We start from the raw sequence: 20,727 nt of genomic DNA on the forward strand, positions 1-20,727 counted from the left end.
GTTTATTGAAATGCCGTTTTAAGATAAAACAGGTACCGTAGCCAATTTCTGGATAGTGACTGACTGGCCGCCTTGGATGTTAATGACAAAATACTGGACAACGCTGAGATAAATCACTTTCACATCAGCCTGCATATACCCTAATGCGACACGGCTTTGCGGGTTATTGCTACTATCAAGCACCACTTGGTACGCGGGCGAACCGTCTGATGTACCTATCATGCCTAGGCGTTGCAAGTTGCCTAAAAATGCTTGCAATGTCGTCTTGGCCTGTAATTGTAGTGAGGCGGTCTGTAACTGCCCGACAAACTGGCCCATCACCGCATTTAATGAATAGGCAATATAGTTTGTTAAGCGGGTATAGTTATCGCCGTTTACAGCCGCATTGCTTGAGCAATTGCGACCGAAACGGGCCGCAAAATATTGGCCGCCGGGTGAGGGGTTATAGATGACATCCAAACCGCCGGTTGCAATCAATTGCAAATCGCTAGGGCTGTATGTTTGGTTAGCATAGGTGGTCTGTGTTGCCGTAATCCCGTATAACGGTTTGTTAAGGTCGCTCTGCTCAGGGCTTAATACCGAAATAATACCGGCAATAGGGCCTTGCGGGCTGACCAGCCTTAACACGTTATTGTACGGGTCATTGAAATAGCACCAGTCACCTATCATTATTTTACCGGCATAACTATCAGCCCCTACAGTCTGTTTGGCGGTAATAGCGGCACTTATGCTTTGCCCGGCGGCGCCCGTCATGATCATTTCAGCGCCTTCGCTCAAGCCGTAGGCAATCTGTGTCGTATAAGTAGTGCTGTCTGTCACATCACAAAGGTCAATTACGCTAGCGCCGCTGTTGCGTAAGGCGTACATGCCTTTGCGCGGCACCACGTCTTGCCCTATTAGGGTATTATCGACGACATTGTTATTGCCGTTTGTACCCCCGCTTAGGGTGTAGGTGCTTAATGCCGGTGCAAGGGGTGAACTTAAAGAGAGAGTACCCGTTGCGCCGCCTGAACCGCCGCCGCCCGTTACTGATAGGGCGGATGTTGAATCATAACCTGAACCGCCCGCACTGACCGCTACAGACAAGAGGCCCCAAAGCACAGTAAGCGTACACCCGGTGCCCGCACCTGATGTCGAACCTTGTGCTACCGGGCTTGACGGTAACGCGGTATACGCACCGGCGGTATCAACCGTTACTGTATTTACGCCCCATACGGTAGTATCGAAGGTAGCGCCCGTGCCCACGCCGGAGGTAGCCGCTTGGGTAAATGAGGCCGCATTTGCCGTGTATGCACCGGCATTGCTTATTGAAACCGTTGCAACGGCGGTGCCGCTAACCGTTTCAACGGTTAAAATAGCGGCGGTGGTAGCGGTGCCGCCCGCTAACACAATGGTATCGCCCACCTGATAATTTGAACCGCCCGAATCTACCGCAACGCTTACCAGCTTGGTGGTGGCCACTTCAAAAATTGAATTGACCGTATGGGTGCCGCCGGTTACGGTAATGGTGTCAGCCGGTACATACCCGGTACCCGCCGCCGCTACGGTTGCCGATACCGCTTTCATGGTAGGCACCAACACCGCGCCCGACCCGTTGCCCGTAGTGCCTAAAGTCGGCAATGTGGCATAACTACCCGCCGCGGTTACAGATACCGATGAAATATAGGTGGCCAACGATGCGGTGCAAAGCTGTGAGGGCGGCCTGATGGCACCCTGCCCTAGGTTCACGGCATTTGTCATGTTCTCCCAAATCGTTGCGCCTGAGCCGCTAATATTGTCAAAAATTTCAGGTGAACCGTTGGGGATAGCCAAAGTTAATTTGTAACTAGGCGTTGCAACGGTGCTTGAAGTACCGGCCGAAACAGTTGCCTTGATCGTATTGCCCACCTCACCCGTATATAAGGCATTAAGCGTCAAACCCGTAGCCGGGCTACCCGCGGTATCCAATACGGCAACGCTAGCGGCGGTATCAGTACCGTCCGTCACACGCACGCACTTAATGTTATTAGCCCCTTGTAAACAGGCCATTGCCACGTGCGTACCCATGTCATATTTGTTGGTAAGGATAGGCCCGAATGACTGTATATAATCATTAACCGTACTGACACCTAGCGGACTATTAACCGGCCCCCATGATGCGGTGCCTACGGCGCCCATAATGTTTGTCGGTATACCGTTAATAAAAGCATTTTGCGGTGCTACGATCTGAATATACAAATCAGGTACCGTTAACGCATTGGTGTTATAATTGCCTTGGGGTAAGACAGTCATTGTTAAATTCTCCTATAGGGTTTGGACGACTTATTGCCATCGTCCTTGATTGATTCAATGCGCAACGGCTTTTCATGTGCATCACCTGACTTTACTTTTTCAGGTTTTCCGTAAACCTTCTTTTCATTTTCAGATAGCAAGATTTTTCTTACTTTGTTGTTGTATTCATGAAACGGGCTATTAGGGTCTAAAATCTTTTCTACAAATTCCTGTTCGTAAATGTAATCACCGCGTTTATATTTTTCAAACGGGCTTACCACCATTAATTTATAAACGGCCATAATTAATCCTTAAATTTAACTATTCAAATAATCAATATAATCAGAGAATGTGGCTGCAGGATTATTAATTAAATACTGTTTAAACATTTTTTTATATAATGGTTCATCCTGATATTCAGAAATTAATTTTAATTTTAATGCTTGTGCTTTGGTTGATATATCCCACACAAAATTATTTAATACATTAAGAGCGGCTAGTTTTTGCGCATTTGTAGCTATATCAGAATAATGAATCTCCCATGTATTTTTATTATCTTCATCTCCTATGCTGACACCAACTATAGGACATAAAGCATTAATTTTTTTATGTAAAAATTCAATTAAATCCATTTTTAATTCCTAACAATGCCATGTATCCCTGAATTTTGATTACCGTAAAAAGTAACTGAATTTGCGCCAGATTCTAACCATACAAATGTTGTTCTACCCGTAGGCGGGATATCATTGTAAATTGCCAACGACATATATCTTGCAACATTACCAACAGCAGTTTGCATATTAGAATTTAATGAACTTGAATTAGTAGATGTTGAATTAATACCTATACCCAAATTACCGCTGGCTCCAGTTGATGAACCTTGCCATAAACCTTGAACTGATATATAAATTTCATCTTCAGCATAACAAATAAGCACATCCAATTGGTTTGCTGAATTTGCCCTAGCTTGTCTGAATGAACTACTAGTATATGTCCACGATGATGTACTATCAGTTACTAATAATGGTCTAGAAATTCTATTGTAATAATTTGATACATGACGAAATGATTTTGAATCAGCAACCTGCCCGCTAACACTACCCGTCCTAAATGAGCCTATGAATTTCCTAGTAGCATCACCGCTTTTCACTAACACACCGTCTTGGTAAGCAAGCGCGGTCGCGCGTGTAGTGTCGTTCGTCCAAGCTACGGGCGAAGCGGCTGTTAGCACACCGCCGTTGTTATATACAAAGACATCATAATTAGTATTGGTAGTAGACGGAACTGATATTGAAAGCTGTGTAAAAGTTAATAGCTCCCAAACGGTACCGTTATATACGCTTTCAACACAGCCTATATAGGGGGTGTAATAAACAGTTGTGGCACCTGTAACATCAGATGTCGTAACAGGCGTATTTGATGTTAAGGTTAAACGACCGGATGAAATACAGTTTAATATAGGCGAATTAATAGCATTTATTGTAGCCATATACCACACCCTTTAACTTAATGTTAAACGTATGTGATATTTCCGATGGCTGATAATACTTTGAATGTTGTATTTGCTACAACGCAAACTAGGTAAACGCTATCAGATACATCTGTAGATTGTAAGTAACCGCTTGTGCCTGTTGTCGTAACCACACTACCGAAATTGATTAACTGGCTCGCGTTTTGTGCGAGCTTCCAACCGCCCGCACCTAACCCGACAATATGGAAAACGCTACCGACGGCCGCGGTGCTAGGCAATGTTATCGTCACCAAGCCGGCATTATTTGCTATGTAGCCGTTATTCACCGCGGCGGCTTGTGTAGTGCCGCTAACGACCGTCCACGGCAAAAGGCTGGTAGGTAATATTTTCCAGCTAAAACCCGCCGCCGCTGTACTATCGGCCGCCAAATAATAATCATTCGTGCCTACGGCCACCCTGACATTATCGCTACCGTCAAAGCCTATCAAATCACCCTTGGTAGTCAAAGGGCTGATATTATTAAATGCCGTAACGGCATTGTTTACATCATTAAGATCATTAGCAATTTGTAAAAATTGATTAGTGCTAGTGTTGATAGCGTTATTTGTTGCCATGTATAAAACTCCTGATTATGCAAATGTTATGTTCCCGATAACCCCTTCAACAAACCACATACTATTTTCAATCACGCAGGTTAATTCTATTTTGTCACCTTTAGTTGCTGAGGCTAGGTAACCTACGGGCCCCGTGGTTGTGTTCTTGTCACCGAAAATAATGTTTTGGCCTGTATTTTGCGCTATTTGCCAACCGCCGCTATTTATATTCAGAATCTTAATGCTGGCACCCACAGCGGCACTAGCAGGCATGGCAAGCATAACCAATGACGGGCGGTTTATGATGTAATTCACATTGGGTTGCAATAAAACATAGGCATCGGTCACCGTAACCCATGTTGCGCGTATTGCATTTTTTAATACGGCACCCCGTACCGCCATATCATTCGCTTGCCCGTAAGGCGCTCGCCCTAAGTAAAACAAATCATCATCTAACAACGTATCAGACGGGTTGTTATCGTAAACCTGCTTTACATTCAAATTTTCAGGTGTGGCCATATTCTCACTCTAACAATCCGTAGTTTTGTGAATTGAGTAATAAGAAATCGCCACCAGTGAAAAGTAATAACTTTCCTGCGGGCAATACAGGTTCAAGGTTTACATTGGCAATGTTCTCGCCTACGGTATAGGCGGTTTCGGTTTGCGTAATTGCATATTCAACCGTTAGTTCAAGGTCACCGCGGTAACACTTTACCTTTTGCAATTCATCAACATCACGCGTGCCCGTGCAAACAAGGTGCGCGTAATAACCGTCGGGTAATACGATACGGGGTGTTGCCGCAAAAGCTGTATTGAGTGTTTGTACCGCGGCGGCGCGTATTTGCGGCGTAGGGCACCAGCAACTCATGAAAAGCACCCGCTCCTCACGGGCAAACTCACGGCTTGCTGTACCGCTTGTGCTAATATTTACCGTGATTGAGCGTAATGCGCTTAAAAATATTAGATTGCCCGTAGCATAAGCGCCGGGTATTAATGTAGCAATGCCCGCGGCCACTGTATTTAATGTATCAGTCGCTTGCACGCTATAAGCATAATCATACCCGTTTATTTTTAACAGGCATGTTTGCGGCGTGCTTATTGTGCCGCCCACAGTGATTGTTCTTGCTTCATCATCCGCGGTCAATGTAAGGGTTGCCGGGTTAACCGTTTCAGCAAGGTATTGCGTATCAAACCGCGTAGTGGCGCGCGCCATGACCGTAGGAAAAATGGATATATGCACTTGCCGTGCCGTCAGTGCCGCATCTAGTGTTTTAGGCAGGGGCCATCCGGGATAAATACTTACATCGGTATTTACTACGCTAGGGGCATTTAAGCCGTTAGGGTATAAGGCATTTGCGGCCAATACTGTCAATGTGTTTTGCACATCGTAAATATCAGCCACAGGTTAGCCCTTATATTTCAAACACGCGCACCACGTTTACAATATTATCGGCAACCGTTGCGGTAGTGAGTGTTTGCGTTACCGCATATTCACAATCAAAGAAAACTTCGCGCTTATAGCACAATACTTTTTCAAGGATGTCGTATTCGTGCGAACCCGTAAACATTAAATGCGCATAGTAATTATCAGGCAATATGAAGCGGTATACCGAGGCCAAATAGACATTTATTGCATTGCCTAATGTTGCGCGCACCGCGGGCGTAGGCGCCCAAATACTTATGCGCATAGTACGCAATTCACGCGCAAGCTCCCGCCCTGTCGTGCCCTGTATGGAAATTTGCGCATCTAGGCTTTTTGCCGTTGCTACGGTTAGCACATTTGCATTAGCCGTAGCACCCGGTATCGCATTTGCCAAGGTTGCGGCAATACTATTAAGGGTATCACCCGCTACCACGGCATAGGCATACCCCGTACCGTCAACAATGACCATGACGGTTTGCGGCACCGTTACGGTACCCGTAATAGTTACCGTAAGCGTTGCAAAATCAGTGCTTACAAATAGTGTTTGTATGTTTAATAATGCTGATTGCCAATCGGTTTCAAACCGCGTGGTATAACGTGATGTGCCGGGGAATACGGTGACATGCGCTTTGCGTGCTAATAAATCAGGGTCTAACGTGCCCGGTAACGGTTCGCCGGGGTAAATACGCACATCACAATTGGCCACGCTAGGTGCGGCGGTACCGTTAGGGTAAACGGCGGTTTGTATCAATGCGGCTAGCGCCGTCTCGACATCATAAACATTCGCCATTTATTCATTCCGATTTAAAGGGTTTTGCCGCCGTCATTATCATTAAAATTTCACAGCCGGGTGTTTCAATATTGCATTGCGCGACATATTGCCCGTCATTATTCTGGAAAGTATTAACATCCCTTACCGTAAACGGCCTACCTTCCAATGTGAAGGAATCATTCTTTTTAGGGATAGGGAACGATGATATTTTCTTCAAGTTTGTAGTTTCTCGCTTTCGCATTGGTAGCCTAATGAATTCCAATACGCCGCCGCTACTTGGTAGCGGTTGCCCAAATCATCCGTTATCACATCACGCTCAAGTATCGAACCGTTAGGGCAATACTGTAGCGGTATAATAATGACCCATACCGGCGTGCCCTTTGTATCAGCCGGCAACCCGGCTTTGTTAGCGGTAGCCCCGCGGCTTTGTATGCTTGCCGGTATGCCCGTAAATAATACGGTTTCATCCGTAGGGTCTAACCCTTGGTAAGGTAACGCACCTATGCCCGTAGTCGGGTTCGGGCGGCTAATACTGATAGTACGCGGGTAGATGAATGACATGCTTTGCACCTATTATGCGTAATTGCTGGCGCGGTAAGGGGCTATAAGGCGTAATGTATCGTCATCAAAATAGCTAGTCGCGGCACGTTCAATAGCGGTATCACCCGCGCGCAGGCTTTTTATTGCCCCGTTCAGCGGCATATAATTCATGGCATTAATGACATTGGCACACGCTTGCTTTATTTCAGGCGGCAAGCTGTCATAAGTGTAACCGGCGATATAATTGACACGTACCTCGGTGTAATAGGCCATTAGAATACCCGCGGGTAGCCACAATTGCCCCGTTTGCGGGTCAACCCCCACCATGCTTTGATCGAATATTTCCCATATAGGCGGCCCGCCGAACATCGTGACAGTCGCAAGTAAATTGTAAACATTGATATTGACTGAACTGGTACCGCGCCGCGCATAACCGTACCGGCCCTGCCCCGATAAAACATTAACCACGGGATGCTTGGACATATTGGTTAACGGCCGCCCTTGCGGCATTTGCTTTTCTTCGTAAATCGTTAGCCCAAATTCTAGCAAACACCCGTTTAAATGATTAAATTGTACATTTTTTAGCTGAATTGTCGCGCCGTTTCCCGCCTGATTTACCGTTACTTGGTTGACGATACATGCCTCAGTGAGATTTGATGTGGCGCGATCTAATATGCAAACAAACCCCTGTTGTATAGCATTAAATGCGCCCGTAACAGTTACATTGACATTTTGCCCCGCTGTTACGGCCTGCGTGGCGGTCAACGTGATCGTAGGTTTAGGCGCTACCATATAGCACGGGTTACCGTTGCCGTCAGGCGCCCAAATAAGCCCTTCCCTACGGTTCAAATTGCCGTCAATTAACGTGCTGGCAACCGCTATTTGCTGGTCAGTCGCGCTAGGCGCGCCGTATAGGGCTTTATCATCACCTTGCAAATACGCGCTAGGCATAGTTAATTCGCCTGCATTAATAGTAAAACATTTGTTAATGCGGCATCACTGCCCGCACTATTGTTAATAGTTATTTTCATAGATTGGAAAGGCTTCGTATCAGTAAGCGTATAAACAAAAGGGGTGGCCGCCGTTAATGAACCTGTTAACGCCGCGCCCTGCGCAATAAGCCCCGCCCTGTCTACATAACGCTGGATGCTTATGTCACCGTTTTGCGTGCTGGTCAATGCGAATGCAAAAAACTTATACCCGTTCATGAATAGCAGGTTGCTATTAATGCTGTCATTTGCGGGTACCGTATCAACCAACCCCATATCACTTAAAGACATCTCAGCTTGTAATACTTGCCCGACATCATAGGGGGTATGCACATCAGCTGGGTTATATGCTTGGCTCATTTTCACTTTGCCCTCTTAAATTTATTGCTGACGTTCGTAATGATGCGTGACAAGGACTTGATTGCCAGTTTTTTATCAAGCAAGTATTGTCCGATATTGTCATCCACCTCAGCAACTTGGTTTTTGAAATGAACTTCAAACATTTTAGGCTTACCCCCCTCAAACCATTCACTTGTTTCAGGGTGGTCAATGCCCGGTTGAACATACAAACGGATGTTTTCCCTATTACCGGGGTAATAGACTTTCATAATTAAAACTCCCATAGCAATACGGCCCTAACCTAACAGGGTTGCACACGGAAAGGGATGCACGGATATGAAGGGTAAGACCGTATTGTTTTCAGGAACGCTTTTTTAAAGATTACGGACGCTGTACGGCTACTATGCTATGAGCATATGAAGCCCCTTTCGCGACGACGCAATCAAATTTAATTCCCACATACTGCCCGCTTAAATTGCTGGTCAAACCTAACTGGAACAACCTAGGGTTAGGGTTATCGCTATCGCCGCTAATATACGGAATCTCGATAAACTGTTCAGAAAGGATTGCCGCAAAATAGTTCAGGTTGCCCGCCGGGGGCGCACTAAAACCGTAAGCCGCACCCGCCGCGCTCGGCAAATAAGGGTCGGGGATAATAGGCAACTCACCCGCCTGTGTTGAAAGGGTTTTTACCTTTACACCCGCTACAACCTCGGCACTCCCGAAGGTGATTTGCGCCGCTTTTGCCTCACGGTCAAGGTAATCGCCTAATACCGGGTTTACGATAATTGCTGACGGTCTATTTTTGTATGTTTGGTTTGCTATCATTACGGCGACCTGCGCTTTCAAGCCGTCAATAATGCTAGCACCCGGCGCTATAACACTGGTCTGTGTGATCTGTGTTAACAAACCTACATACTGGTTAGTGGTAGGGGTGGTCAAACTGGTATCATTACCGTTCCAAAGCGCGGCACCGCGCACCACCTCAATACCGTTAATAATATCTTCCAAATCACGGCCTACAATATAAGCAAACTGGTTTTGCTGTTGTGTTACTTCCTTATCAAACAGTGAAATGTTTGTCTGGTTGGTAATCGCTTTGATATATGCCGACCTTTCAACACGGGTAGGTACCGCGGGGGTGGGCGCAATATTACGCGGGTCAGTAAACGCACCTTGTGCAATAGCGGTCTGCTCAAAGTAACGGTGCGGGTGGCCTGTCGCTTTCATGGTAGGCATACGTTGCATGACGACAGAATTTCTACGGACAATATCCATGATCTCAGATTCGAAATCAGGCACTTCGATTGCACCGGGCCCTAAGAAATCCGCGGCGGCTTGCATACTAATAAAATTAGCATCGGTCATTTCAAAATCTCCTTAATTTAATGCGCCTATTAACGGCTTCTATAGGGGTTAAACCATTCTTCCGGTTTCTTTCAGTTCCATTTTTGCCGCAATACGTGTAGCAACCGGCAAACCTTTATTGGCAAGCAATTTATCAACTTCTTCTACCGTTAACTTTTTGCCTTCAGCATCATCAGCGGTGATACCGGCTTTAGCTAAAAGTTTGGCAATAGCGGGTGTAATTGTCTTGCGTTCAGGTTCGCTAGCCGCATGGAATTGCTGTTTCTGAATATCAGAAAGCTGTGAAGTGATACCCGCAATCGCATCTTTCAAATCTTTGATTGTGCTATTCGTCTTTATGTCATCTTTCTTTTCATCGGCTTTGCCCGCATAGAGGAAATCAGGCGCTTGGTATATATGCGGCACCTGCCCTAATACGGCTTGCGCTTCCATATGGTCAGCCATTTTATTTAAAAGGTTGACGTGCCCGCGTTCGGCGTGCATACCGATACCCGCGGCTTGCATACCGGCGGCGCAATTGCGCAAAGCATCAGCATGGGGCTTAATCATTGCCTGTACTGAACCCGCTTCAATTTTATCCGCTTTCTTTTCCATAGAGGCTTCGATTTTTTCAATACGGCTAGAAATACTTTCCAGCATTTCGACAACCTTGCTCTCAATAGCGGGCTTATCAGCCCCTTTGCTAGGCTTATCTTGGGCTTTATCATTCATGTTAGTCTTCTCCGATTTCGCTGTTAATGAGGTGGTGGTGTAAGCGGCACAATCTTTATAAAGTACGGCCGCTCCGGTGAATACGCAGTTTTTTACCACTAGGGGGTCATCATTCATGTTGCGTACTCGCGCTTGGGCTTCATAACTAAAACCCAGTTGCGCTTTTTCAGCGTGAATGCGCTTGACCTCATCAGGGAAATCTGCGCCGTAAAAAAATCCCGCTATTTGTATTTCATTACCGATAATATTAGCTTCTGTGATTAAACCTATTTTCTTTTTTACATCATGCCCCGTAAGGTCATCAGTAAAATCAATAGCCATCCCTAGCAAACTAGGTAACGCTTCCTCAGCTACCCCTTTAGGTATAACGACACGCTTTCCGTTTGAGCCGTTTAACGGGTTATCACTAGGCTCATCAAGTTTTGTTAATACGCCCTTGAAGGGCACTTGGTTCGGGTGGTCAACTACTTTGTCAGGTATTTCCATAGCAAGCGCGGAAAATGAAAAATTCGCGCCTTCAAAATATTCATCATCATTATCATCTGATGCTTTATGGTTTTCCCATTCACTTGTATCCATGCCTAGTTCATGCGCGCGTCGCAAAATACGTTCGCGTGCCAGGTTGCGTTGTTCATCAGTTAAACCTTTCGTTCTATCTAGCATTTGCCACGCCATTCGCGTATGAATTTTGTCATTGTTCGTATTTTTAATAGGCAATTGCCGTGTTTCAGGTACGGCGAAATCACTGTCATCCAAAGCATCGCGCTTTTCTTTGGTTAAAGACATACCGCGTGGCCTCCATCATCAATATTAGGCGTGTGGCAATACGGTGCATAAACGGGTAAGTTTTGACATTGGTTCATTTCAGTAACAAAAGTGGTGCGGGTATGCGCGCTTACATTTTCTAATTTTTCTTTTATCATTTCCCATTGTTCGGCTGTGGGCCTTTTGTTTATGGCATGGCAAAAACCATCAAACCAACATTTGAATTCTGAAAACGTCATTTGTATTTTTACCTAAAAAAAAGCCCCGATAAAAATTACCGGGGCACGTCTTTTACGGAGTAAATCGAATCAATAAATTGACATCATTTTTTGATAGAAAGCTGTTTCAATAATCCCAGGGTATTCACGCGCCTGTATTAGCTCATGTTTTAATGCCGAGTATTTATTCATGATGCTAATTAATTGCCCGGCATAGGCGTATTTACCCGCTTTTTCAGCTTCCAATATGGCCGCCTCAATATCGCCTAACAAGCCGTTATTCAAAGCAATGCTTTTACCCGGCAAAAGCGCAACATTAGGGTCACGCGCCGCACGGTGTTCAGCTTCTTTGCGTTCTAAAGGCATTGCCTGTTTATGCTCACCGTTAGGCGCAAACTGTCTAGCCTGCGCCGTGTTGTTATGGTCATGTTTTGCCATTATTCATTACCCTACTAACAATACGTCAATGTGGCCCGCGGCGATCACATCACTACCCGTAACCGGGGTTAAAATGACGTTAAAGCCGGTCGCTGTTTTAGAGTTATTATCTACATACCAGCGGCAATCTTGGCCGGGGTTAACGAACACCCCGTATTCAGCGGGCAAATTAGCGTTTGCCGCAAACGCTACGGGCACCGTTACGGCATTACCCGCTTGCGAACCCAGCGTAATTGTTGCCGCCGCACCGCCGCTACCGCCGCCCCCGGTGAATGTCACATCTGAACCGCTATCATACCCGGTACCGCCCGCGCTGACCGTTACCGCGGTTAAACCCCAGGTATTAATATTGAATGTAGCCCCCGTGCCGGCACCGCTTGTTGACCCTTGTGCTACCGGGTCGCTAGGCAATACTGAATAACTGCCCGCCGTTGAAATAGTGAATGTGTTAACACCGTAAGCTGTCGTGTTAAAAGTCGCGCCGGTGCCCGCGCCGCTAGTAGCGGCCTGTGTAAAGCTTGCGGCGTTAGTCTGGTAAGCGCCCGCGTTTGCGATAGTGAAGGTGTTAACACCGAAAACAGTTGTATCAAACGTAGCGCCTGTGCCTGAACCTGTTGTTGAATCTTGGGTAAATGCCGCCGCGTTGGTTGTATAACTACCGGCTGTTGATACGGTAAAATCAAGCACACCGAAAAGGCCGGTATCAAAAGTCGCACCGGTACCCGCGCCGCTAGTGCTATCTTGCGTAAATGAGGTGGCGGTTACAGTATAATCACCGGCGTCTGATATATGGAAGGTTGCGATAGCGCCGCTAGATACGGTATCAACCGTGACTACCGCTTTAGTGCCCGCGGTACCGCCGGCAAGCGTAATCGTATCGCCCGGTGCATAACCTGAACCCGCCGCATCAAGTGCCACGCTAACAAGCTGGGCATTATCAACAGTCAAAACGGCTTTTGTCGCGCCCGCACCGCCCGCTAACGTAATCGTGTCCGCAACATCATAACCTGAACCGGGTGCATCTACCGCCGCGCTAATTAACTTGGTGGTAGCAACGGACAATACCGCCGCTGTCGTCGCAACACCGCCCGCTAAAGTAATCGTATCAGTCGGTGCATAGCCGGTACCCGCGGCATTTACCGCGGCACTGACGAGCTTAGACGTATCAATTGTCATTACCGCCGCCGTAGTAAATGTGCCCCCCGTTAACGTAATCGTATCACCGGGCAAATAACCCGTACCCGCGGCGGCAACAACGGCCGTCAATGCTTTCATTTTTGCAACCAGCGTGGCGCCTGACCCGTTACCTGTTGTACCGATAACCGGCAAGCTTTCATAACTACCCGCGGCATCCACAGCAACACTAGCAATAGCACCGGGGGAACTGTTATTAACAAGGTTGAATTGCGCACCCATTACCACACGGTCATTATATGCGAAATTGGAGCCGTCAGCGGCTTCAATATTTTTAATCTCTAAAGGCATGGTGAAACTCCTTAATCTTCTGATTCGGGGTTGTCGGAATTACCTAAGTCATCGGGGTTTTCAGTTTCTTCTTGCACAGCTTCACCACCGCCGCCGTCTGGCAAATCGGGGTCTTTTAATTGTTTCGTACCGCGCGCCGCTGACATAGCTATCTGGAAATCAGCAAATGTTTTATCACCCCATTCGCTTTGCATAGGCGGTTTGCCTAATTCAGCACGGTGTTCGTTCGGCGTGATTGCATTATTTTTGTAGTAAGTCTGGTAAATATTGGCCAAACTTTCTTCATCTTCGCGATATAACGCTTCAAATTTGAATTCAAGTTGGTAATAACCTAAAAGTGCGTGCAATACATGCCTTGTTATGTATGTACTGATTAACTCAGCAAGCGGCACTATTGTATTATCCCAGTCGCGGTCAGCCGATACCTCAGCCGTTGATCTGTTTACATCTTGTTCAATGCCCATGTTCATAGGGCTTAAACCGAACGCTGTCGCAATTTCACGGATAACAAATTGCTGGTATTCCAGAAATAAACCTTCATCACCGCCGGGGAACAATTGCACCGCCTCAGGCTTATCCTTACCGCCCACCATAGGCGTTATGCCCTGCCCTTCAACTTCATTTATCCAGTAAGTGCGGAACTCGCGGATTTTTTCAGGCGTTAATCCGGGCATGAACAGGATTTGTTTCGGTTGCGCGTTGGTTGCGAGGTTGCCCGCAAAATCAGCAACTCCAAGCTGGCGATTAATTGTGTTGAATGCGATTTCAAGTGCGCCGAACCCGTAAGGGGTTTCGGTGCTAGCATTTGCCTTAATATAAGACAGCTCATCGTCACGCAATTGTCGCCCCTCAAGCCAGCCGACATTGGTATAGCCGAGCGTTTGGACATAGCGCGCCTCATTTTTAGCCCCTGACCATGCGGGGTAAATCTGGATACTTTGCGCGTCAACCGGCCACATCCATAAGGGGCGCACCGGGTCATTGCTTAACTGCTGTTCAAATACACCCGCACCGAATACCAGCCAGTCCTCAACTATCTGCCCTAAAAAATTGCGCCAGTTGTCTTCATTGTTCGGGTGTTCAAAGCACGCTTTCGCAACGGCGCACTGTTTAAGCAAATAGCGGTTAGGCTTGGTATCGTCAATCGGCTTAATGTCGAACTTCAAACTACAAAGCGGGTCTTTAATACGCCGTATTGCTTGCCGCGCATAGGGGGTGCGCGAGAAATAGCGAATATTCGGGGGCGTAGGCTTAACTATTACCTTCTGACTATACATCAAGCCCAGTTGTAAGGTACGCGCATAGGGTACGGTATCACGCCGGGGCACGGTTTTCTTGCGCGCGCCGTTTTTTTTGACGCGCGAAACTATATCCTTAAAACCGTCTTTGATTCCCATGCGATTAAAATGCCCTGATTTTCATAAATAATTATAAATATCAAAAACTTATTTATTTGATAATTTATCGTTGCCGGACTTGAATTATTGCGTATATGCGCTATAATTAAAGTGAGGGTAAAGATAATAAATTAAACATAAACGAGGATAACGAACATGAAAACCGCACAAGTACAAGTCATAGCAAAAGCCGCAATAGAACGCGAGCTTTTACATTACAAAGCGTTAAGTGACCAGATCAAACGCCTAACCGATGAAAAGGAAAAGCTTAAAAAGGCATTAGTGAAATCTTACTTCGAATCACACCCTGTCTACGCAAACAAGGACGGCAGTGTATCAGCAAGTTATATGCCTATCGAAGTTACGCGCCTTGATACCCAGCTGTTACATGAAGAACAACCGAATATTTATGACAAGTATTCGTACACACAGCAGGAATTCCGTTTCACCGTAACGACTATTAAGGAGTAACCGCCATGAGTACCCGCGCTGTTTATACATTCATAGAACAAGAACCAGGTACACCGGACATTGAGGCATACCATGTATACAAGCATTTTGACGGCTACCCCGCCGGGGCGGCTGTCTTTATCAAAAATGCTATTGATTATGCTTGGCCCCTACCGCGTTATGAGGCTTGCGAATTTGCGGCCGCGTTTATTGCCGCAAACAAGCAAACGCGTAAAACACTTGAAAGGGCGTACCCAGGCGGTGATGTTTATTTAACAACGCACTTTAACGATCACGGTGACCTTGATTACCGTTACGAAATACTAATGCACAATAAAAAATTACGTGTTGAAGCATTCAAATGGAATTATGAATCAGAAAGTTGGGATTCAATTTTTATCGGTTCATTAGACGATTTCGTTAAAAAGTATAAATAGGAGTAATCCTCATGAAAATCACATCTATAACCTTTAACCCCGCTGAGCTACATGCGCTTGCCCTATCTGTCGAAAACCAGATACAGCGCGAGCTCGCCGCTATACGTGATGAAACAACTTTCGGGCGTGCGGTTGATTTAAAAACCCTGAAAGATTTGCACAATAAAATTACAAACCGAGGAGGAAACTAACCATGCGCGCTATAAAAATTGACGTAACAAATTGTACCGTTACTGAGGTTGATGTTTCCAACCTGAAAGATAAGCAGGCTATTGTTGACGGCTATATATGCGTAGGGTTCGAATACCCGGACGGCAAACACGTATGCTATGTAAATGATGAGGGGCTTTTAAATAACCCCCAACATTTTTTTGCTTCAAAGTACGGGTACCAGCCCTATGCCGGCAACGGGGTCATTGTCGGTTCAACGCTTACCGGTAATGATAGCCCCTGCACGCTTACGCTTGATGAGGTTAAGGCATCAATACGTTTCTTGCCCCTAGATGATGTGCAACATTTAATCAGGGTAGGCACGGTTGATTACGGCACCTATATAACCGATAGTACGGGCACACGTAAAATAAGCTCAATAGACTTGGGCGCCTTTGATAAAAAAGGTAGTGATGATGCGTGATAACGCAATAATGTTATACTACCTATAATAATACCCGGCGTTGACTAAGGGTAACCCGTTTTCTGTCATGCTTCCTAATTTAAGATTAGGGAGTATCTTACGCAAGGAGTTAAGAACATGAAGTTGCTAACGACACATGAAGTCGCCGCATATATAACAGAAAAAACAGGGCACCCTATGTCAGTGCGCCAAGTCCAGCATGAAATAAAAATCGGCAAGATCAAAGCCGAAAAGATTGCCGGTACTTACCTTGTAAAGCCGCAGGCATTGGAACATTATAAACGCCGGCACCCCGGCCCGCGGGCTAAAAAGAAAAAAGCGAAGCCTTAAAAAGAACCGAATGCAATATCAACCCCCTCAAGCGCATTAGCATAAACCAAACTATCTCCCAAATCGGGTGAACGGCCTATACGCTTAATGATGTCTTCTTTTTTCTCAATCTGTACCCCGCGTAGCGACATTTGCCAACGCGGAGCCGTTAAATCAGATAATAATTCACGGCTAGGCGGCAACGCTAATTCCTCGCCGTTCTCAGGGTCTAAAGCCTCGCGTAAACGCCACCACCATTCAGCCCTTTTATTATAAAAGCCGAACATATCGTTTTTGTCACGCCCCTCCGTACCCGCGGCACTATTTAACGGGTAAACCTTTACCTGCATTGCTTTTAATGAATCATAAGCACTGCTACCGCAACCGATCACGTCAATGTTGATGAAAGTGCAATATTCGATACGCTCTAAAACCAGCGCGGCTACCGCCGGGCCGTCCGGTGTAGCGGTGCCGGGGTATACATGCTGTTCACCGAAATAATTACCGTAACGAGGGGTTAAAACCGTCCTATCATCACCGCCTCTTGCCACGTCTACCCCCATGCAAGTCATAGGCATGTTAGGCTTGGGCCGTTCACGCCAACGCGCTTGTGCGGCCTGTACCCATGCGCTAGGTATCACTTGTTGCGCATGGTCTTCACGGCTTGAGGTGAACCGGCCTTCTAGCATTTTTTCGCGTAGTTCACGCGGCAATGCTTGCAGGTTTGCTTTATAATTTGTATTTGCAAGGTAAGGGTTATCATCAACCTTGCCGGGTATAAAAGTACGCGAAAGCGGTTTAATCCATGTGCCGTTATGCAAAAAAGGTTCGCCGCTTGCAACCTCAACATCCCGTCCGTCCAATGTCGTGAACCAACGTAGCTCACCCGGTGCCGCGGGGTTAGGGTATTTCTCATCTAACCAAGGCGCCCAGTAATCAATTACCCAATCGCCCTCAGCCGATGTGGGCGGGTTGCCCGTACAAACGATTCGGCAACGTTCATTAGGGTCGGTACTACGTGTCCAGCCTATCAAAAATTGGAATTGGCTTTTAGAGAAGTGGGTTATTTCATCAAAGCACTTCAAAGAGTGTGCTCTACCTTGGTATTTTTCCTTATCCTTCTCAAGCTGTACCGCACCGAATTCAATATACCGCCCGTCATTCAAACGCCATACTTTTTCAGAATGGTTATACCGACCGATATCTGAAAACAATTTATAACTTTCTTCCTCAATCCCTTTTAATTGCGGGTACTCGCGCCTGAAGATAATAGAACGGGTATGTTGATACCGCGCAAGTAATAATAAAAGAAAACTCTTGCCGGCCCCGGCTGAACCGCCGTAGAACAAAATATCAGCCTTGCATTCATAAGCCGCGGTTTGCGGGCCCGGGTTAGGCTTTAACCTACTCCTGATTTTCTTCCTCGCCTGTATTATCCCCATTAAGCGTTTGCGTTGTTGCGGCGTTAACGGTTGCGAGGGCTTCTTGTATAAGTTCATCATCTGACATTTTAGCAAGATCACTTTCAAATTTAACCTTGCTTTCTGATTTTATAGGCGCATCGGCACCGGCTATTTTCCTGATATCCTCTAAACACTTACGGCATTGTTCAAGGTAACGCGGGTCACCGTCTTGGTCACGCTGTTCTATATTCAAATCACCCACATCAGAAACCGCGGCAATGGATTTATCTTTTTCATTAATTTTTACAGCGCGCTTTATGCGTTCAATTTTATCCCGTAATTTGCTCCGCTCCCAAGCCTCCCTACTTTCAAAGAACATATCTTCAAGCTGGCTAATCTGTTCAGATTTTATTTGCTCGATTTCTTCAAGGTGTTGTTTGCGGTACCGGTCGTGTAAGCGTTTTAATATTTTACAAACGCCGTGCGTACTTATGCCTATTTTTTCGGCTATGCGTTCATAAGTCCAACCTTTTAGTCTATAATCCCAAACATCTTTTTCACGTTGTATAGTTATTGTCTTAGGTATCTTATTTCTGCTCATTTTTTAAACTCCTAGCCATAATCCTACAAAGCATAGGCTGGACAATTTTTAACCTATCAGCTATTATTCAGTGTATTAATAATGCACAAAATATGTATTATGGAAACCAAATTTAACCGCCTGAAAAAATATATGCTTGCCGAAAACTGGGTAGAAGCGTTAAGGCTAGCCGCTAAATTTCCCCAATTAGGCGAACATAAGCGCGATATCACTACAGCATGGGCGGCCTATATTAGCCCTGAGTTTTATATACAGTTGGGGAAAGACCCTAATATGCTATTTGATAACGGCATAAAAGCACTTAAGGCACGCTATAAGATATAGATTAGAAATCATCGTCTGTTTCACTTTCGCTTGCTTCTTCCGTAGGGTCATAAACCTCAACCTCACCGCAAGCCTCAGTAGCCCGTTTTGCATCACCCTTAACAAATACTAAAACGTTTTGATGTGTTTTGCCTAATTTACGCCCGGCCGTAAATTGTTTACCGGCGCGTATAGGTAATGAACCGGCTACGGTAACTAGGATTGCTTCATTGTAAAGTTTCAAACCCGCATCAATGAATGCCTGTATAGTATCACTTACAAAATTGCGGTATGTACCGTCCTTAGCGCGTACATCACCTACTACAAAGCACGCAAAGCGGTCATTCTTTAACAAGCCGCAAGTTTCAGCAATGATTAAGCGGTATGCTTTAATGAATTCACTGTATTCTAAGGTACTAATATCAGCCGGGTTATCACTATACACTTCTAGGTCAGCATACGGGGGGCAACTAAAAACAAAATCAGCCTCAACGCCTTTAGCATATTCTTTAATATAACGGCTATCACCTATTTGCCATACCGGTGCCGCTTCATCACCCCGGCCTATTTCATCCCATTGTAAGCGGTTAGCCTCAACCTGCTCAGCGCGTAGTTCAACCCCTACATACAACCGCCCTACTTTAGCCGCAACAATACCGCGTACGCTGCCCCCCGCAAAGGGGTCTATTACCGTGCCGCCGGGCGGGCTGAACCACCTATAAGCTAATTCACAAAGCACGGGATCAAAAACGCTAGTGCCCGTCATTTCTTCGCGGCCGTATTTTGCGCCTATGCCCGTTTCTAAACACTTACCGTACTTGTTACCGCTTGTTAAGCCGCGGCCGTATGTGCGCGCCTTTTCAACCTTGGTTTTATCGCGGTAAAAATTCAAACCGGGTGTAGTTATTTCCTCGGTATCAAATAATACATTATCACCGCGCCCTAATTCACTTTTTATGCCTATATTTAACCAGCTACGTTTTCGTTCTTGCCAATAACCTTGGCGCGCATCAAGCACACTAAAGGGCGGCACAAGGAAGCGGTCTGATAGTGATTTTTTTTCTTCATATACAACCGGCGTGTCAACCGAATCCAGCTTAAGGGCAAGGATATCAACACCGCGTAGATCAATAAAACCGGCCAAGGTATCGAAATCAAGGTCATTTGTATGGATAAATTCACTAACCCCTAAAGGGTCAGGGTGTGCATATTCGCTAGAATAGGTAAGCAGGAATTCTATAGCCTGTTTTTTATCACTAACATCAACAATGCTACAAGGCAATGTAGCGGGCAATGTATAACCTTCACGTGCAAGGTCATCTAAAACATATTTGCGGTGGTGCCCGTCTAAAATCCAATATTCAGTTTTACCCGTGCCGTCTGTTTCAGCCCATACATGGAAACCGGCAATGAAGTTATTTTTTAATAGGCTGTTACGTAACCTATCGTAATTTTCTTTTGTTAATACTTTCAAATTTTGCGGTTGGAAAGGTTTTAATTTGCGCCAATCAAGCAATTCTTGCCGCTTTATTAAATTTTTTATTTCTTTCACGGGTTCTTATCTTGTGCTACCGGTTTGTTTTTATTTTCTTCCGGGAACGGGTTAAAAGGCTTCAATGATTCCGGGTGTTCAAAAGGATTAACACCGGGTGTGGGTTTTAGGTTCATAGCGGCATCTAATTCACCGCCGTTAGGGTGGCAGGTATTTTCTGATTTTATGTTTGCTTCACGTAAAGCAATAGCAACCGCTTGGTCATGCGGCGCCCCTGATTTTTCCTCAACCTGTATGTTATGGCCTATATTTTTTTTGCCCGGTAATAAAGGCATAGCT

27 protein-coding genes are annotated in these 20,727 nt (G+C 45.8%); 6 read left to right on the forward strand and 21 right to left on the reverse strand.

The window, feature by feature from the left end:
* Positions 1 to 18: 18 nt before the first annotated feature.
* The 17 genes from AQULUS_RS06365 to AQULUS_RS06445 form a co-directional block, all read right to left on the reverse strand.
* The gene (locus AQULUS_RS06365) at positions 19 to 2,271 is read right to left on the reverse strand and encodes a hypothetical protein (RefSeq protein WP_148339248.1); all 2,253 of its coding nucleotides are present in this window, start codon (positions 2,269 to 2,271) and stop codon (positions 19 to 21) included.
* A 2-nt stretch (positions 2,272 to 2,273) separates the two neighbouring features.
* Positions 2,274 to 2,552 (reverse strand): hypothetical protein, encoded by a 279-nt coding sequence (locus AQULUS_RS06370; protein WP_148339249.1) that lies wholly within the window; start codon positions 2,550 to 2,552, stop codon positions 2,274 to 2,276.
* A gap of 15 nt (positions 2,553 to 2,567) precedes the next feature.
* Positions 2,568 to 2,882 (reverse strand): hypothetical protein, encoded by a 315-nt coding sequence (locus tag AQULUS_RS06375; RefSeq protein WP_148339250.1) that lies wholly within the window; start codon positions 2,880 to 2,882, stop codon positions 2,568 to 2,570.
* Positions 2,883 to 2,884: 2 nt separating this feature from the next.
* Positions 2,885 to 3,739, reverse strand: coding sequence for a hypothetical protein (locus tag AQULUS_RS06380; RefSeq protein WP_148339251.1), 855 nt, complete (start codon positions 3,737 to 3,739; stop codon positions 2,885 to 2,887).
* A 23-nt stretch (positions 3,740 to 3,762) separates the two neighbouring features.
* Positions 3,763 to 4,335 (reverse strand): hypothetical protein, encoded by a 573-nt coding sequence (locus tag AQULUS_RS06385; protein ID WP_148339252.1) that lies wholly within the window; start codon positions 4,333 to 4,335, stop codon positions 3,763 to 3,765.
* 15 nt (positions 4,336 to 4,350) lie between these two features.
* Positions 4,351 to 4,833, reverse strand: a complete 483-nt coding sequence (locus AQULUS_RS06390; RefSeq protein WP_148339253.1) for a hypothetical protein — start codon at positions 4,831 to 4,833, stop codon at positions 4,351 to 4,353.
* Positions 4,834 to 4,837: 4 nt separating this feature from the next.
* Positions 4,838 to 5,716: a hypothetical protein gene (locus AQULUS_RS06395; RefSeq protein WP_148339254.1), complete on the reverse strand. Its 879-nt coding sequence runs from the start codon at positions 5,714 to 5,716 to the stop codon at positions 4,838 to 4,840.
* Between the two features lie 10 nt (positions 5,717 to 5,726).
* On the reverse strand, positions 5,727 to 6,527 hold the full coding sequence (locus tag AQULUS_RS06400; RefSeq protein ID WP_148339255.1) for a hypothetical protein: 801 nt from the start codon (positions 6,525 to 6,527) through the stop codon (positions 5,727 to 5,729).
* A 195-nt stretch (positions 6,528 to 6,722) separates the two neighbouring features.
* Positions 6,723 to 7,070, reverse strand: a complete 348-nt coding sequence (locus AQULUS_RS06405) for a hypothetical protein (protein WP_148339256.1) — start codon at positions 7,068 to 7,070, stop codon at positions 6,723 to 6,725.
* Positions 7,071 to 7,082: 12 nt separating this feature from the next.
* Positions 7,083 to 8,000 (reverse strand): hypothetical protein, encoded by a 918-nt coding sequence (locus AQULUS_RS06410; protein WP_148339257.1) that lies wholly within the window; start codon positions 7,998 to 8,000, stop codon positions 7,083 to 7,085.
* A gap of 2 nt (positions 8,001 to 8,002) precedes the next feature.
* A complete protein-coding gene (locus AQULUS_RS06415; RefSeq protein ID WP_148339258.1) occupies positions 8,003 to 8,398 on the reverse strand; it encodes a hypothetical protein in 396 nt (131 codons plus the stop codon).
* A gap of 2 nt (positions 8,399 to 8,400) precedes the next feature.
* Positions 8,401 to 8,646, reverse strand: a complete 246-nt coding sequence (locus AQULUS_RS06420) for a hypothetical protein (protein WP_148339259.1) — start codon at positions 8,644 to 8,646, stop codon at positions 8,401 to 8,403.
* A gap of 112 nt (positions 8,647 to 8,758) precedes the next feature.
* Complete coding sequence (locus tag AQULUS_RS06425; protein WP_148339260.1) at positions 8,759 to 9,745, reverse strand: SU10 major capsid protein; 987 nt, start codon at positions 9,743 to 9,745, stop codon at positions 8,759 to 8,761.
* Positions 9,746 to 9,793: 48 nt separating this feature from the next.
* The gene (locus AQULUS_RS06430) at positions 9,794 to 11,242 is read right to left on the reverse strand and encodes a hypothetical protein (protein ID WP_148339261.1); all 1,449 of its coding nucleotides are present in this window, start codon (positions 11,240 to 11,242) and stop codon (positions 9,794 to 9,796) included.
* Between the two features lie 287 nt (positions 11,243 to 11,529).
* Positions 11,530 to 11,877, reverse strand: a complete 348-nt coding sequence (locus AQULUS_RS06435; protein ID WP_148339262.1) for a hypothetical protein — start codon at positions 11,875 to 11,877, stop codon at positions 11,530 to 11,532.
* Positions 11,878 to 11,883: 6 nt separating this feature from the next.
* Positions 11,884 to 13,362, reverse strand: a complete 1,479-nt coding sequence (locus AQULUS_RS06440) for a beta strand repeat-containing protein (protein WP_148339263.1) — start codon at positions 13,360 to 13,362, stop codon at positions 11,884 to 11,886.
* A gap of 11 nt (positions 13,363 to 13,373) precedes the next feature.
* A complete protein-coding gene (locus AQULUS_RS06445; protein ID WP_148339264.1) occupies positions 13,374 to 14,759 on the reverse strand; it encodes a phage portal protein in 1,386 nt (461 codons plus the stop codon).
* Between the two features lie 156 nt (positions 14,760 to 14,915).
* Here AQULUS_RS06445 and AQULUS_RS06450 point away from each other — a divergent pair, with 156 nt between their 5' ends.
* The 5 genes from AQULUS_RS06450 (at position 14,916) to AQULUS_RS06470 (ending at position 16,610) form a co-directional block, all read left to right on the forward strand.
* On the forward strand, positions 14,916 to 15,230 hold the full coding sequence (locus AQULUS_RS06450; RefSeq protein ID WP_148339265.1) for a hypothetical protein: 315 nt from the start codon (positions 14,916 to 14,918) through the stop codon (positions 15,228 to 15,230).
* Positions 15,231 to 15,235: 5 nt separating this feature from the next.
* Positions 15,236 to 15,646, forward strand: coding sequence for a hypothetical protein (locus tag AQULUS_RS06455; RefSeq protein ID WP_148339266.1), 411 nt, complete (start codon positions 15,236 to 15,238; stop codon positions 15,644 to 15,646).
* Between the two features lie 11 nt (positions 15,647 to 15,657).
* Positions 15,658 to 15,837, forward strand: a complete 180-nt coding sequence (locus AQULUS_RS06460; RefSeq protein WP_148339267.1) for a hypothetical protein — start codon at positions 15,658 to 15,660, stop codon at positions 15,835 to 15,837.
* Between the two features lie 2 nt (positions 15,838 to 15,839).
* Positions 15,840 to 16,280 (forward strand): DUF3846 domain-containing protein, encoded by a 441-nt coding sequence (locus AQULUS_RS06465; protein ID WP_148339268.1) that lies wholly within the window; start codon positions 15,840 to 15,842, stop codon positions 16,278 to 16,280.
* A 117-nt stretch (positions 16,281 to 16,397) separates the two neighbouring features.
* On the forward strand, positions 16,398 to 16,610 hold the full coding sequence (locus AQULUS_RS06470; protein WP_148339269.1) for a helix-turn-helix domain-containing protein: 213 nt from the start codon (positions 16,398 to 16,400) through the stop codon (positions 16,608 to 16,610).
* Here the strand turns inward: AQULUS_RS06470 and AQULUS_RS06475 are convergent.
* On the reverse strand, positions 16,607 to 17,938 hold the full coding sequence (locus AQULUS_RS06475) for a terminase large subunit domain-containing protein (RefSeq protein WP_197737296.1): 1,332 nt from the start codon (positions 17,936 to 17,938) through the stop codon (positions 16,607 to 16,609). The two genes, AQULUS_RS06470 and AQULUS_RS06475, sit on opposite strands and share 4 nt — an antisense overlap.
* A 55-nt stretch (positions 17,939 to 17,993) precedes the next feature.
* The gene (locus tag AQULUS_RS06480) at positions 17,994 to 18,593 is read right to left on the reverse strand and encodes a hypothetical protein (RefSeq protein WP_148339271.1); all 600 of its coding nucleotides are present in this window, start codon (positions 18,591 to 18,593) and stop codon (positions 17,994 to 17,996) included.
* A gap of 99 nt (positions 18,594 to 18,692) precedes the next feature.
* On the opposite strand from AQULUS_RS06480, the gene AQULUS_RS06485 reads away from it, so the two are divergent.
* On the forward strand, positions 18,693 to 18,917 hold the full coding sequence (locus AQULUS_RS06485; RefSeq protein WP_148339272.1) for a hypothetical protein: 225 nt from the start codon (positions 18,693 to 18,695) through the stop codon (positions 18,915 to 18,917).
* A 1-nt stretch (position 18,918) separates the two neighbouring features.
* Here the strand turns inward: AQULUS_RS06485 and AQULUS_RS06490 are convergent, their stop codons facing one another.
* Together AQULUS_RS06490 and AQULUS_RS06495 are read right to left on the reverse strand one after the other, a co-directional pair.
* Positions 18,919 to 20,448: a hypothetical protein gene (locus AQULUS_RS06490; RefSeq protein ID WP_197737297.1), complete on the reverse strand. Its 1,530-nt coding sequence runs from the start codon at positions 20,446 to 20,448 to the stop codon at positions 18,919 to 18,921.
* The gene (locus AQULUS_RS06495; RefSeq protein WP_148339273.1) at positions 20,445 to 20,723 is read right to left on the reverse strand and encodes a hypothetical protein; all 279 of its coding nucleotides are present in this window, start codon (positions 20,721 to 20,723) and stop codon (positions 20,445 to 20,447) included. The genes AQULUS_RS06490 and AQULUS_RS06495 overlap by 4 nt, the downstream gene beginning before the upstream one ends.
* Between the last annotated feature and the right edge of the window lie 4 nt (positions 20,724 to 20,727).

Source organism: Aquicella siphonis (assembly GCF_902459485.1).
Lineage (GTDB): Bacteria > Pseudomonadota > Gammaproteobacteria > DSM-16500 > DSM-16500 > Aquicella > Aquicella siphonis.